The sequence below is a fragment of the Frankia sp. KB5 genome, assembly GCF_002099325.1.
Taxonomy (GTDB): Bacteria; Actinomycetota; Actinomycetes; order Frankiales; family Frankiaceae; genus Frankia; species Frankia casuarinae.
This window is the reverse complement of sequence record NZ_MRUJ01000160.1, coordinates 1-14022: the sequence shown is the minus strand read 5'-3', so window position 1 is coordinate 14022 and position 14022 is coordinate 1. Positions and strand designations below refer to the sequence as shown.

Sequence of the window (14022 nt, the reverse complement as noted above, 5' to 3'; positions counted from 1 at the left end):
TCGGCTGGCCCTTGGGACCCCGGCGAAGCCCCGAGCATGCGGGCCTCGCTGGGGTCCCCTGCCACATCTGGGGTCATCGCAACTTTTCTCTACCCTGTAGATCAGGCGTTGCTACGACGTACTACTTGCGTACCTGATCGCCTTCAGAAGTCTGCTGCTGGCCGGACGGCTTAGCGACCTCATCAGCCGGCGGCGCATGTTCTTGTCCGGCACCGCGGTGTTCACCGCGGCCTCGGCTCTCGCGGGAGCGGCCGGCAGCCCCGCGATGCTGATCCTCGCGCGTTTCCTGCAGGGGATCGGCGGCGCGATGGCCGCCGCCGTCAGCCTGGGCATCCTGGGGACACTGTTCGCCGAGCCCRGGCAGCGGGCCAGGGCGATCGCCGTCTTCAGCTTCACCGGTGCCGCCGGTGCCTCGATCGGCCAGGTGCTCGGCGGCGTCCTCACCGACACCGCAAGCTGGCGCTGGATCTTCATCAACGTGCCGATCGGGGTCGCGACGCTCGCGGTCGCCCTGCCGGCGCTGCCGGCGCTGCCGGCCACAACGAAACGGCCTTCCTGCCCGCTCGGCAACCACAGCACCGAGTAACGGTAATCGAACATAGGTTCGACATCCGAGGTGGGGTGATCTACGCTTGATCCATGACCGCCACCGATCCCGCCACCGATCCCGCCACCGATCCCGCCACCGATCCCGCCACCGGGCAGCATCGGGTGCTGTCCGGGTTGGTGGGGGTGGCCGGGCAGGTGGGTGGCCTGGTAGAGGCGCCGGTGTGGTCGTTGTCGGACGCCGAGTTGTACGGCGCCCTGGACGACTGTTCGGTGGAGCTGGCCCGCCTTGYCGCGGTGYGGCTCGCGCTGGCGCGGGAGGCTCATGGGCGGAACCTGGCCGCGCGGGAGGGCGCGGCCGGTACGGCAGCGTTGCTGCGGGAACGGCTGCGGATGCGTCCCGTTGACGCCCGGCGTCTGCTTGATCTCGCGATTGCCGTGGATGGCCCGCTGGCCGCGACCGGCGCTGCCCTGACCGCCGGTGTGATCACTGTAGAGCAAGCATGGGAGATCCACCTGGCGCTGCGTTCTCTGCCGCGTGGCCTCGGCGCCGAGGTGTATACCGCCGCGGAGGCTTCGCTGCTGGAGCTGGCCTGGATGTTCGACCCCGCGGAGCTGGCCCGTCTCGGCCGGCACCTGCGCGAACAGCTCACCCAGATCGATACCAGCCCCGGCGGCGACGGGCCCACCGACACCGGTCACCACAACGACCCGGACAGCCAGAGCGATGCGGGCGACCAGAGCGATGCGGGCGACCGGGACGGTAGGCCGGGTCCCGGTAGTGATCCTGCCGACCGGCGGGGTCTGTGGTTGACCGACCTGCCGGGCGGGACCACGCGGATCAGCGGCACCCTTGATGCCGAAGCCGCCGCCCTGCTGCGTTCGGCGTTGGATCCGCTGGCCGGACCCCGCCCCGGCGATGACGGCACCGCCGATCCGCGTTCCCCGGCGCGGCGGCGTGCCGACGCCTTCGTCGAGCTGTTCCACCGCGTGCTCGGTGCCGGCGTTCTGCCCGTGACCGGTGGGGTGCGCCCGCATCTGACGGTGACCGTGCCGTGGGCGGCGCTGCTCGGCCACGGCGGGCCTCCGGCCTCGACCGGCTGGGGTCAGCCGCTGCCGGCCGGTGTGCTGCGCCGCCTGGCCTGTGACGCCTCGGTCGGCCGGGTGCTGTTCGATGCGGCCAGCGTTCCGTTGGATGTCGGTCGTGCCTACCGGAGCGCACCGGCGGATCTGCGTCGCGCCGTCATCGCCCGCGATGTCTGCTGCGCATATCCGGGATGTGACCGCCCGTCGTCGTGGTGTGAAATTCACCATGTTCGTCATTGGATAGACGGCGGAGAAACCTCGCTCGACAATCTGGTCTTGCTGTGCGGATATCATCACCGGTTCGTGCACCACCAGGGTTGGACCGTCCGGCTCGGCCCCGACCGCCGGCCCGAGTTCCTTCCTCCACCCTGGATCGACCTGGCACGAAAACCCCGCCGCAACCCCTATTCACGACATACCGCCGACCTCCTACACACCGCGCCAGGCGGATAACCATCGCTTCGCCCTAGATTCAGGCGAGCAGCGAGACGAAAGCAGTGGCTCAGCCGACCGCAGCCGGCCACGGCCCAGATCATCAGTCCGCAGTCCGCCATCGAGACCACTGCCAATCGTGTCGTCACCCCTCCGCCACCCGCGCCCAGTCCCTGACGACCCACGAACCTCCCAAGGCCCACACTGCTTGGTAGGCACCCCGCCGGCAGGCACACCTTCCTGGAGAGCCGATGACGCCCGACATCGCCGTGGCCCGCGGGCTACTCGCAGCCCAGCCCTTCAGTCGACTGCTCGGCGCCCGGCTCAGTCGCTTCGAGGCGGGGGTGGCCGAGCTGACCATCCCGCTCGGAGATCATCTACGCCAGCAGCACGGCGCCGCGCACGGCGGGGCGCTGAGCTATGCCGCCGACACTGCCCTCACCTTCGCCGCCGGCAGCGTCGCGGGGGACGCCGTCCTGACCTCCGAGATGAAGATCAACTATCTCCGGGGGGCGCGGGGCGACGAGCTCATCGCCCGTGCCGAGGTCGTCCACGCCGGCTCCACTCTGGTTACCGTGCGCTGCGAGGTCTTCGACCGCGGCGGAGACAGGGACGGGGAACGGCTCTGCGCCGTCGCGCTCGGCACCGTCGCGCGCCGCTGACCACCAGCACACCCCTCGTGACGACCAAGCTTCCGTACGACCAAGCTTCCGTAGGCTCGAAGGGGCGTACGGCCGAGCCCCCCGGAGGTGCACACGGCCAGCAGCGTGGCGACGGCGGACCGGCCGATGCGCTCGCACGCGCGCCGCAACCGCGAGCGGATCCTCGAGGTGGCCCGGGGCGCCTTCGCCGGCAGCGACAGGGACATCTCCCTCAACGAGGTCGCCAGGCAGGCGGAGGTCGGGATCGGCACGCTCTTCCGGCACTTTCCCAACCGGGACGCGCTGCTCGAGGCGCTGCCGCACGACCGGACCGCCGCGCTACTCGACGAGGTGGACCGGCTGCTGGACGCCCCGGACGCGGGCGCGGCGCTGTTCGGTTGGCTCGACAAACTGATTGCGCACATCGCGACCTACCGGGGGGGTGGCCGCCAGGCTGCTCACCATGGTGCGCGACGAGGAGACGGGGCTGCACGCGTCCTGCTACTCCCTCGAGCAGGCGACGCTGGCATTCCTCGTCCGGGCCCAGCGGGCCGGCGACGTCCGGTCGGACGTGCGGGTCGAGGAGGTGATCTCTCTCGTGACCGCCATCGGCTGGATCCGGGAACAGGCGCCGGAGCGGGCGGACCACGCTCGACCCCTGCTCTCGATCATGACCGATGGCCTGCGGGTTCAGTCCCGGCCGACGACCGATGACACCCCGGGATCTTATAAAACGGAGCACCACCCCGGTACGGGATCATAGACGACGGATCACGACGGATCACGACGGATCACCCGGGGGAGGCGGTGCCATGGGCGGCGCGGGCGTGATCGTGGATCGTGTCGAGCGGGCTGTCGATCTTCTGCGGTTGGTCGCTCGTGCTCGGGCCACGGACGGACAGACGGGTAAGAGCGGCCCGTGCGGGAACTGGTACTCCGAAGGATGTGTATCCGCAGACCCCGATGAAGGGAGCCGATCAGATGACCACGACAGCCGAGACCGGGAACGTCACCGGCACGAAGGACGCCCAGTACGACCTGCTGTGGTTCACGGAGCGGTGTCTGAGCAACGCGCTGCGGCTGGAGACCTACATCGGCGACGCCGAGCGCGACGACGACCAGGAGCTGGCTAGCTTGTTCCGCCGGGCGCAGAACGAAAGCCGCAAGGGCGCCGAGGAGGGCAAGCAATTGCTGCGCAACCGGCTCTGACCCGGCCCCTCTCACCTCCTCCGGTGGCTCCGGTTCCCCCGGTGCCCGGCCGCGGAGACGACCGACCGGCGTACGGTCCGCAGTGTCTTGCCGGTCGGTCGCCACGATCGCCGAGTGCGGTCTCGCAGGTTTCCCCACACGGGTGCCCTGGACATCATCCCCGGTCAACCCCAACCGAAACCCACGATGGCGCTACATACTGTAAGTAGGTCAGGTGACGGGCGGATCAGGGTGACTGGCGGATCGGTTCGCGTGAGCGGAGCGCGCGAGGTGGCGCCAGACCAGGGCGGGTCAGACCGTGTCGAAGTCGGCCACGAGGAGGTCGGCTACGACGACGTGGCCGTTGCGCAGCGATTGGCGGTGCCGAACCGGCACCGCCAGTCGCCGGGCGAGCGTGAGCAGGTCGTCGTCGCGGCGGACGGTGAAGCCGTGGGCGGCGAGCATCCGACGCATCGCGGCGGGGGTCCATGCCGAGCGGTTGGGTTCGCGGGCCATGGGATCGGGGCGCCGTGACACAATAGTCAGCACCCGTGCCGCCAGCCGGCCGAGAAGCGCCGAGAGCGCCGGCGCGTGGTAATGAACGATCAGGCGGCTTCCCGGGGTCGAGCGCCCCGCCACGACCCGGGTCGTGGCGGCGACCTGGCCACGGGTGAGGTAGGGTACGACACCCTCCCAGATCCAGACCGTCGGCACCGTCGGCCGATGCCCCACCGACGTCAGGGCCGCGTCGAGGTCGTCACGGCTGAAGTCCACCGGCGCAAAGCGCGGTGCCGTTCCCGGCGGCCCCGCGTCCCCGAGCCGATCCGCGTCCCCGAGCCGGTCGAGCTTGTCCCGCTGGGACGCCGGATGATCGACCTCGAATACGGCGACGCCGGCGAGCTCCGGCATCCGCCAGGGCCGTCCGTCCAGGCCCGCGCCGAGAACCACCAGTTGCTCCGCCCGCCGCACCTCCCGATCGCCGTCGGCCCCACCGACGGCCTCCCGGAGGGCCTCGTCGATGGCGACGGTACGCGGCACCATCACCTCACCGCAGGCCCGCACCATCTCAAACTCAAGCCGCGCCCCCCACCCCCGCGGCGGGACACCACCGCGCACCCACTCGACAACGCCCCGTTCGTCGGCGCGCAGAAACATCATCGCTGTCGGATCGTCGAACCGGTCGACAGCGATGCGCCCGTGCGCGACGGCCCGCCCCTGGCACACCAGCACCGCGGTCCGGCTCGCACCCCCGTGACCGCCCATGGGCCGATGTCCCCGCACTCTTCCACGATTGCATGCCACTACCGCAGGGGCACCCACAGGCAAGAAGGTGATCATCGGCCCGTCGCGCTCGCCATCGGCGGCCATGCCCGGGTGAGCGTGCTGGAAGCCGTGCACATCCACCTCGGCCTCCACCTCGGCCTCCACCTCGGCCTCCACCTCGGCCTCCACCTCGGCCTCGAGGTCCCCGTCCCGCGCGCCCCACAACCGCAGGCCGTTCACCGAAAGTGTCGATGGTTGCGGTGAAGCAGGCGGCAGCGTGAATCGCGTGCACGACAACGCTGCCTCCGTACCCACTACAGTAGGCCGTCCATTGCCAATACACCCTGGTCACAGGGGGCGCGCCAGCATGCCCACCGAAGAGACCCACACCGGGTCCGGATGGCAGGATCACTCCAGGAGACCGTCGGCGTTCTCCCACCGTTACATTCGTCGTTCCCGTCCCGCGCACCGTCTCCCCGGAAAGGGGCCAACACCCTGATGGCCGAGCAGTCCCCCCGTCGCAGCATCGAGTCCTGGGCGCACGACCTGCCCGTGAGCTTCGTGGAATGCCGCACCATGGGACACCGCTGGCAGCCCCACAGCGCCACCTGGGACCGTGAGGCCCGCGCCTACCACGTCATCCACGCCTGCGACCGCTGCCGCACCCAGCGCAAAGCCTGGTGGACCCGCAACGGCGAGGTCACCGCCGCCGGCTACACCTATCCCGAGGGCTACCTCACCCGCGACGTCGGCTATGTCGGAGCCGACGGCCGCGGTGTCCTGCGCACCGAGTACCTCACCCGCATGTTCAACACGACCACCCGGCGTGCCAACGCGAACGGCCACGGGGACGCGGCACCGGAGTCCTGAACGAGACCCGGCCGACAACCCCGAAAGCTGCGACAAACTCGTCCAGGCCGGCCGACGAGAGCATGACCCYATCCTCCCGCCGCACGGACCCGGGCGGCGGACCCGGTGGCCTCCACCGGGTCCGCCACTGGCGGCGGCCGGCGGGGCGTGTCGCGGGGCATGTTCCACCTGGTTACCGTCGGAGACGGTGGGCAGGCATCCGACATGATGCGTGCCCCGAAAACCGGTGTCCTGGCCCGCCTGACCAACACGGCGCGCCAGGAACAGAGCGAGTACGCGGGCAACGAGCCCCGCCCGCTGCGCAGCTATCTTGCCACCCTGTCGGCGTATGGCGGGTTGTGCGCGGCTCTCGGGCTGATCGGCCGGGTGTCCGGTGCGGTCCTGCCCGAGCGGTTCGCGGTCTCCGACCTGGTTCTCGTCACGATCGCCACGCACAAGCTGAGCCGCATTCTCACCAAGGACCCGGTGACGAGCCCGCTGCGCGCCCCCTTCACCCGCTTCCGCGGCACCGCGGGACCGGCGGAACTCGCCGAGGAGGTCCGCGAGCATCCCCCGGCCCGGCACAGCGTGGGTGAGCTACTCACTTGCCCGTTCTGCACCGCGCAGTGGATGGCCACCGGCTTCGTCTTCGRCCTGGTCGTCGCGCCTCGGCCGACGCGGCTCGCCGCATCCGTCTTCACGGTGGTCACCGGCTCCGACCTACTTCAACTCGTCTACGCGAACGCGCAACAACGGGCCACCAGGGGCTGACCATTCCCGCCCGGGTGGTGGGTGTTGCACCCAGATCACGGGAACTGGCGGCGCAGTGATGATGTGTGACGTGCGTACGCGCATGCGCACGCCCGTACATCTGCGCGTGCATACTCCAGAAGAATTGGGTCCGGTCCCATCGTGAGAGCCGGCTGCACGTGCAGACGTTTGAACCCCGCGGTGCCCGGCGAGAGACCAAGGGCCATGGCGGACAACCTGCGCGAACTCCCTCGCTGGACCGCCGACCGCGAAGGCCTGGAACGGGTCCGAAGAACTCAAATCATCAAAGCATCGCCGAACGGCGGTCCGTGTGTCACGTCTCAGCCGGCGCTCGTGTTGAAATAGGCACGGAAGAGGGGCCCGAGGCGCCAAGCTGTTCATCTGGAGCGCCGTGGCGAGAGTATGGACAGAAACTTACCGAATGTCACCGTAAGACGCAGAGGCGGCACCGATAGTGATACCGATGGTTCTCGCCGGTCGACCTTCGTCCGCCATGGCCGCCGTGGGTGGCTCCGGACAAGCTGCGTGAAGAGGGGTGCGTGATGGAGTCCTCGGCTGACCAGTCGAGCTGGTCGGACGTGTGGTCGCATATTCYGGCCGCGAATCCGCAGCAATCCGGCCCGCTATGGGCGTTGGCGGTCCTCATCGGACCGGATCGGGCGGTGGAAGGTGTCGTCGGATTCTTCGTGACACCGGCCGAGGCGAACCGGCACGCCCGGGCGGGGGGCTACGAGAGCTGGCTGGTGATTCCGGCGCTGGACCTGCACGGGGCGGGTGGGCCGGTAGCGGTCCTGTGACCGGTGGACCGCCCGATCGCGGCGTCGGCCCGAGCCCCCGCGGAAGCCCTTCTTCGGGAGAGGGCACACTGGTATTCCGACGTACCGCTCCTCCACTCCTCCACTCCTCCGCTACCCCCGCTACCCCGCTACCCCCGCATGCGGCGATGCGACACCCACGGCACCGACGACAGATCGACCACAGGCCCATCGACCACAGGCCGGAAGCGGCCATGAACCCCTCTCCGACCATGGGCTCTCCCCGGACTCCTCCTCCCCCGGGTGCCCCGCGATCGCCGGGCGTCCCACAATCGAAGGTGTAATCGAAGGTGCAGATGACGGCCGGCCCCCTCTACGCGCTCTACACCCGTCGCCTGCGTCGGCAGGTCATGGCGGGTCCACTGCCTGCGCACGTCGGGCTGGTCATGGACGGCAACCGCCGCTGGGCCCGCGAGATGGGCATGGCGAATCCGARCCTCGGCCACAAGTACGGCGCCGAGCACGCCGAGGACGTCCTGTCCTGGTGCGAGCTTGTCGGCATCAAACACGTCACCGTGTTCGTCTGCTCGACGGAGAACCTGCAGCAGCGCGGGGACGCCGAGGTCGCCTTCCTCATGCAGGTGATCGAGCAGGTGGTGGCCGACCGGCTCGGGCGGCCGGACGCCCGCTGGCAGGTCCATCTCGCGGGCATGCTGGACACGCTGCCGGACAGCACGGCCCGTGTCCTCAAAGAGGCCGTGGAGACAACCCGCAGCGTCACGACCGGCGCCCACGTCACCCTCGCCGTCGGGTACGGGGGTCGCCAGGAGGTCATCGAGGCCCTGCGCGAGCTGCTGCACGAGCGGGCCGAGGCCGGGGACTCGCTGACCGACGTCGCGTCGACGCTGACCGTGGACGACATCGCCCAGCACCTCTACACCGCCGGCCAGCCCGACCCCGATCTGGTGATCCGCACCAGCGGGGAACAGCGGCTGTCCAACTTCCTGCTCTGGCAGAGCGCCTACTCGGAGCTGTATTTCTGCGAGGCGTACTGGCCGGCGTTCCGTGAGATCGACTTCCTGCGCGCCCTGCGCAGCTTCGCCGCCAGGGAGCGACGCCACGGCGCCTGATCCACCGTCTGGCCCGCCCATGAGCAGCCCCCGGCCCGTCTCCTGAACCGCCCTTGAGCCACTCCTGAGCCACTCCTGAGCCCGCCCCCTGGACGGCGGACTGCGCGCGTCGGGTTTCCGCTTCCCGTTGCCCGATCATTTCTTCCTTCGCCCGGCCCCTCCCCCCTTCGTTCCTCCTTTCCTCTCTTGAGCGGAGCTGGTATCCCGCCGGGCAGGAAGATCGTTCAGGCGGTCAACGCCGGCCATGGGCCACCTATGGGCTTCAGGGATGTGTCGAGCACCCAGCGCATCGTCGTCGTCCGACGGCTGGTCACCCGCCCGGTCGGCCGCATCCTGCCCGCGGAAACGCCCAGTGGTGCCATTACCGCAAGTAAGTGCTTATTGCGCCATCAGCGAACTACCATCGAGTCTCCGTCGCTCTGGTGCAAGCCTGTCGCCTGTCGGGACCTGAGGTCAGACATAAACGGAGCATCAATGGCATCCGCCACCAGCGTCCACAAGGGTTGGAAGATCTTCTTCACCAGAGAGGAGACCGAGATGGTCGCTAACGGCGTCGACATAGCTGCGATAGTTTCGGCCGTCATACCCGAGCCGGCCACCGCCACGGTGGCGTCAGTGGCCCCGCGAATCCTCGCTTTTTATGCGAATCGCGCTCTCAAAATCAACAAGAGGCTCGGACTCGAGGTCAATATGCCCAGCCCCAATTTCCCCGTCCGCACCGAAACCATCGGGCCCCCGGTGTGGCCTTTCCGAATCTAGCCATGATCAAAAATGGCGGTCGGAACGTCGTCAACACCGTTGATTATCTTGTCTGCACTCCCAAGAGGCGCCGAGATACCTGACCGCCGCTGGCGATGAACCGACCATCGCCGGCGATGGGACCGGCGGTAGTCGGGACGCGGGTGGAATGCCACAACCACCCGCGCCCCGACCGTCCGGCCCAGCCCGCGCCGGGATCAGGCCCGCGCCGGGATCAGGCCGGAGAGCATGGATCGTCCTGGTCCGTCAACTCGCCGCTACTGCTGCACCTGTTGCCGGAACCAGCGGACGACCGCGGCCGTACCGGCCTTGTTGGAGTCGAGATGACCGACGTTGGGTCCCAGGTTGATGATCGGGGCGTCGGCGCCACGTGCCAGGAACGCGGCCTGGCAATGCTCGCTGTTGGCCCGCGGAACCTGATGGTCGGCGCCGCCGACGAAGAGCCGGACCGGCGCCCTCGGGTTCCAGTTCGAACAGGTATGGTCCGCCGCCCACAGCCCCACGGCCAGCCCGTCCCAGGGGTTGCGGAGCAGGTCGAAGCCGTGCGGGGTGAGCAGCTTGCCGGTGGTCGCCGGCAGGCCGGCGAGGATCTGCTCCCCGGTGTGCTTGCCGTCGAAGAGCGTCGCGACCTTCGGATCCTGGAACACCTCCGCGGGCGAGCGGTACAGGTGGTACAGGCGGTTCCAGGAGACGAGGAAGAAGGCGGTGTAGCCGACACCGAAGGGCCATGCGACCTGCCCGTTCAGCCATGCCGGCAGCTCCACGGAACGCAGGTCATAGGCTCCGCTGACGGGCGCCAGGGCACCGAGCCGGAACGACGGGTCGGCGCCGGCCCACAGTGCCTTCCCCAGTCCCGTGGCCGCCGAAGCGCCCTGGGAGAACCCGGTGACCAGCACATCCCGTTTGAACTTCCGGCCTTCACGCGCGGCGACGGTGCGCGCCGCACGGAGCAGGTCCAGCGACGCGCTGGTTTCCGAGGGGACATCCAACCACGGATGGTCACCCGGCCCGACGCCGTAGCCCAGGTAGTCGGGGGCGACCGCAGCGAACCCGGCGGCGGCGTAGGTGAGGGCCGGGGCCTGCCCCCAGGAGTTGGCCTCCAGATCGGTCGCGGTCGACGGGGCGTCCGCGCGGTTGATCTCGGTGCCGTGGGCGTAGGAGACGACCTGCAGCCAGCGGTCCTCGGTGCGCGGCAGCGCCACCAGGCCGCTGGCGGTCGTCCGACGTCCACGGGGGTCGATCGTGTAGTACACGACCCGGTAGGTCCGCACCCCCGACCGGATCACCTCCGGATCGGCGTCGAACCCGGTACTGGCCAGGACCGCCCGCACATACTCCGCCGACAGGACCCGTAGCCGTTTGACGGAGACCACATCCCCGCGGTAGGAGGATGTGTGGTGCCAAGCCGCGGTCGGCCCGGTGGCCGCGGCGGGGTCGATGAGGGCGCTGGTCGTCGCGGCGGCCGTCGCCGCGGTCGTCGCGGCGAGGACGAGCCCGATGACGGTCCGGCGCCGCCGGGAGCGCCGTCCCCTCCTCACGATGTCCTGCTGCCCGTGACCTACCAGCCGCGCGTGACGTCTCCGCGGCGCGTGGCCTCCTTCCTGGCCTTCTTCCTGGACATGACCCGTTTCCCGCGCGTGACCCGTTTCCCGCATGTGACCTCCTTCCCGCACGCGGCCCATTTCCCGCGCGTGGCCGATTTCTCGCATGTGACGCCCCAGTGGCACATGACTTCTTTTCTGCACGTGGCCTCTTTCCTGCATGTGGCTTCCTTCCCGCGTGTGCATTGCGATGCCGGTGACGCTAGAAGTGGGCCTGTCGCCACGCCGGTGATCCTAAAAGTGGGCCTGTCCAGGATGAATGCGGTCAGCGGGTCGAGCCGGGCGGGGAAAACCACCGCGCACGGGATTCGGACGGCTCACCGGCTCTCGCCGGATCACCCTCCCTATAATGTCTTCGGACAGACCATCTACGCGAGGGGTTATCATCCGGCACACGCTAACGCCACTCGGCGACGGCCGGACCGCGGTCGTCCACCGGTTGGAGATCGCCGGCCCGGGAGTCGACGAGGTGGGCCCGGAGCTGGGTCCACAGATCAGCGAGGATTTCCCGGCGGCGATGGCGGACCTGTTCGCCGCCGCCCGGCTGCGCGGTGCCGCGCAAGGGGTCTCCGGGTCGTGACCCGGTTCGTGGGAAGCCCGGCGAGCAGTCCGGCCTCTATCGGCAGTCGATCCCCGGAAAGGGTCGCCGCGGCGACACCCGCGCCCCACCGCCGAGGGAGGCCGCGGGAAAGTGCTCCGGTGGTTGTTACCATGCTCCCCATGGGCTTCGGGAAAATCACGGCGTTTATCCCCTTGGAGGGAAATCTATAATGCTAGTGATGAAATCGGTCACGATTGCCCCGATCCGACCTCCGCCAGCTCCCCCGGGATGCGGGAAACCGCCCCGGAAACCGCGGAGCAGACGCAGCAGAACGAGCTGATCGGGCCGGCCGCCCGGCTGGCGACCTGGGTGTTCGTCGGCTGTTATCTGGTCTGCACCGTTCCGGTCTCCCCAACGGCCAGGGTGGGCATCCCGACCACAAAGATCCAGGTTTTTCTCTATTCCTTTCTCGCGGTGCTCTCCCTGGTCTCGCGCCGCAACGGTGCCACCTTCGTCCACAGCGCGCTGCGCAGCCTGTCGGCCGTACTTTTCATCGCGGCGGTCATGTGCTTTTACTCCCTTGCCCCGATGGGCCCGATGGGCCCGATGGGCCCGGACGGCGCGGCCGAATACCTCGCGGCAAGCCTGCGGTTCGGCGTCTTCTACGCCTCGATCGCCGTCTTTGCGGCATTCTTCTTCGATCGCCGCCACCTCGAACACGTCTTCTGGCGGATGTCATTGGGCTGCGTGTGGATCGCCTTGGCCGGCTATGCCGTCGCCGCCGTCCTACCGGCGCCGGTGTGGGTAGACGCCGGCTCCGGCGGCACGCCCCGGCTGCGCGGGCTGCTGGCCGAGCCCTCGTCCTGGGCCCCGGTCATCTCCGTGCTGATCCTGCTGGCGGTCCGGCGCAGGTCGTGGCGAAACCTGGCACTCGTCGTCCTCGCCGGTCTGCTGACCAAATCACCCACGGTCCTGCTCACCGCCGCTATCAGCCTGATCTTCTGTTATCTCAACGGGATTCGAGCGGTGGCTGCCCGGGGCCGCCGGACGATCGTCCTCGCCGCCGTCCTGCCACTGACCGTCGTCGGGATCGGCCGGATCGACCCGACCGGCTACCTGGCCAGCAACAACGGCCTGACGGTCGCGTTCGGCCGGCTCGTCGCCGGACTCGATGCGCTGGGCGATGACACGGCACCCGCCACCGCCAACGGCCGTTACACGAGCGCGCGGATCGTCATGGCCGAGRCTCGGCAGAACGGTCATCCGAACATCGGCTACGGCCCGAACTCGAACTCCGTCTATCTCGCCCAGAAATACGGTGACGACCGGAACTACGCGGCCAACTCCCTCTACGTGACCTGGCTGTTCGACTTCGGTCGGATCGGCGCGTACGCTTTGTTGGCAGCGATCTTCCTGGTCCTGCTGCGGCTGGTCAAACGGCCGGCATCGGCCGCCCTCTTCATACCCTTCCTGGTCGCTTCCCTCATCAACTCCGCGCAGGGTTTCGAACTGTTCAAGTTCGCCTTCGTCCCCGTCCTGCTCTACCTGTTCGGCTGGGAGCGCCGCATCCTCCCCGGCAACCGCCGTCAAGAACCCGATCTCGCACGACGCAGACCAGCCACCCCCGCAGGCGCCGCGGACGCTCTGCCCCGGCGGGGGGCTTCCGCCGGCAGATCGACGCCGGCGACGGCCTGATCCAGCCGCCGGAACACACCCCTGCGCCGGGGCTTCGAGTGGGCGCATCTGACACCCTCGCGTCCTGGATCGACCGATACGCCCAGCCGGGCGACCCATTGGACCCGCCCACAGGCCGGACCGGGCACAGGAGCGACCAGATGATCATATGGACCCGCCCCCACCGTGGCTGACCGGCCGTTGGATACCTCCGACTCGCCCGTGCCGGCCCGGTCTCAGCCTGCCTCCAGGCGGATGATCAGGGATTTCGAGGTGGGGGTGTTGCTGCGGGCGGCGGTGCTGTCGAGGGGGACCAGGACGTTGGTCTCCGGGAAGTAGGCGGCGGCGCAGCCGCGGGCGGTCGGGTAGGCCACGACGCGAAAGTTCTCCGCGCGCCGGTCCATCCCGTCCGTCCAGACCCCAACGAGGTCGACGTGGGTGCCGTCGGCGATACCGAGGTCGTCGAGGTCGTCCGGGTGGACGAACACGACGCGCCGGCCGCGGCGCACCCCGCGGTACCGGTCGTCCATGCCGTAGATCGTCGTGTTGTACTGGTCGTGGGAGCGGACGGTCTGCAACAGCAGGTGTCCCGGCGGGACCCGCAGCACCTCACAGGTGTTGACCGTCAGCGCGGCCCGCCCGCTCGGCGTCGGGAACGTCCGGCTGTCCCGCGGCGGGTGCGGGAGCGGGAATCCCCCCAGCTCGGCCAGGCCCGCCTCGTAAATCGGTGAACCCGGGGACGACCCGGGCGATGTGGGCGCGGATCCGCCGGTAGTCCCCGGCGAG

Annotated in this window: 11 protein-coding genes and 4 pseudogenes; 12 read left to right on the top strand and 3 right to left on the bottom strand. The window is 69.2% G+C overall.

The window, feature by feature from the left end; translation table 11 throughout:
- Positions 1-118: 118 nt before the first annotated feature.
- The 6 genes and pseudogenes from KBI5_RS16030 to KBI5_RS16010 all read left to right on the top strand — a co-directional run.
- Positions 119-529: pseudogene (locus KBI5_RS16030) on the top strand (MFS transporter); the annotation flags it as partial.
- Positions 530-639: 110 nt separating this feature from the next.
- Positions 640-2085, top strand: a complete 1446-nt coding sequence (locus KBI5_RS16025; protein WP_085015689.1) for an HNH endonuclease signature motif containing protein — start codon at positions 640-642, stop codon at positions 2083-2085.
- A gap of 230 nt (positions 2086-2315) precedes the next feature.
- Entirely contained in the window at positions 2316-2726 is a 411-nt protein-coding gene (locus KBI5_RS16020; RefSeq protein WP_011436636.1) for a PaaI family thioesterase, read from the top strand.
- 126 nt (positions 2727-2852) lie between these two features.
- Positions 2853-2963, top strand: a pseudogene (locus KBI5_RS28760) (TetR/AcrR family transcriptional regulator); the annotation flags it as partial.
- A 205-nt stretch (positions 2964-3168) separates the two neighbouring features.
- Positions 3169-3468 (top strand): hypothetical protein, encoded by a 300-nt coding sequence (locus tag KBI5_RS28755; protein WP_023841464.1) that lies wholly within the window; start codon positions 3169-3171, stop codon positions 3466-3468.
- Between the two features lie 218 nt (positions 3469-3686).
- The gene (locus KBI5_RS16010; protein ID WP_023841463.1) at positions 3687-3914 is read left to right on the top strand and encodes a hypothetical protein; all 228 of its coding nucleotides are present in this window, start codon (positions 3687-3689) and stop codon (positions 3912-3914) included.
- A gap of 291 nt (positions 3915-4205) precedes the next feature.
- On the opposite strand, the gene KBI5_RS16005 is transcribed toward KBI5_RS16010, so the two are convergent.
- Positions 4206-5396 carry a class I SAM-dependent methyltransferase gene (locus tag KBI5_RS16005; RefSeq protein WP_347272511.1) on the bottom strand — a complete coding sequence of 397 codons (1191 nt, stop codon included), beginning with the start codon at positions 5394-5396 and terminating at the stop codon, positions 4206-4208.
- A 258-nt stretch (positions 5397-5654) separates the two neighbouring features.
- Here KBI5_RS16005 and KBI5_RS16000 point away from each other — a divergent pair, with 258 nt between their 5' ends.
- The 4 genes from KBI5_RS16000 to uppS all read left to right on the top strand — a co-directional run bounded on the left by KBI5_RS16000 (position 5655) and on the right by uppS (position 8661).
- On the top strand, positions 5655-6026 hold the full coding sequence (locus KBI5_RS16000; protein WP_023841461.1) for a hypothetical protein: 372 nt from the start codon (positions 5655-5657) through the stop codon (positions 6024-6026).
- Between the two features lie 204 nt (positions 6027-6230).
- A complete protein-coding gene (locus tag KBI5_RS15995) occupies positions 6231-6776 on the top strand; it encodes a DUF1360 domain-containing protein (RefSeq protein WP_085015692.1) in 546 nt (181 codons plus the stop codon).
- 542 nt (positions 6777-7318) lie between these two features.
- Positions 7319-7573, top strand: a complete 255-nt coding sequence (locus KBI5_RS15990) for a hypothetical protein (protein ID WP_133057054.1) — start codon at positions 7319-7321, stop codon at positions 7571-7573.
- Positions 7574-7887: 314 nt separating this feature from the next.
- On the top strand, positions 7888-8661 hold the full coding sequence (gene uppS / locus KBI5_RS15985; protein WP_085015691.1) for a polyprenyl diphosphate synthase: 774 nt from the start codon (positions 7888-7890) through the stop codon (positions 8659-8661).
- 1016 nt (positions 8662-9677) lie between these two features.
- Here the strand turns inward: uppS and KBI5_RS15975 are convergent.
- A complete protein-coding gene (locus tag KBI5_RS15975; protein ID WP_235187144.1) occupies positions 9678-10958 on the bottom strand; it encodes a lipase in 1281 nt (426 codons plus the stop codon).
- A 442-nt stretch (positions 10959-11400) separates the two neighbouring features.
- Between KBI5_RS15975 and KBI5_RS15970 the strand changes: the two are divergent.
- Together KBI5_RS15970 and KBI5_RS15965 are read left to right on the top strand one after the other, a co-directional pair.
- Positions 11401-11601 (top strand): annotated as a pseudogene (locus tag KBI5_RS15970) (polyketide cyclase); the annotation flags it as partial.
- A 249-nt stretch (positions 11602-11850) separates the two neighbouring features.
- On the top strand, positions 11851-13257 hold the full coding sequence (locus KBI5_RS15965) for a hypothetical protein (RefSeq protein ID WP_085015687.1): 1407 nt from the start codon (positions 11851-11853) through the stop codon (positions 13255-13257).
- Positions 13258-13472: 215 nt separating this feature from the next.
- On the opposite strand, the pseudogene KBI5_RS15960 reads toward KBI5_RS15965, so the two are convergent.
- Positions 13473-14022 (bottom strand): annotated as a pseudogene (locus tag KBI5_RS15960) (molybdopterin dinucleotide binding domain-containing protein); the annotation flags it as partial.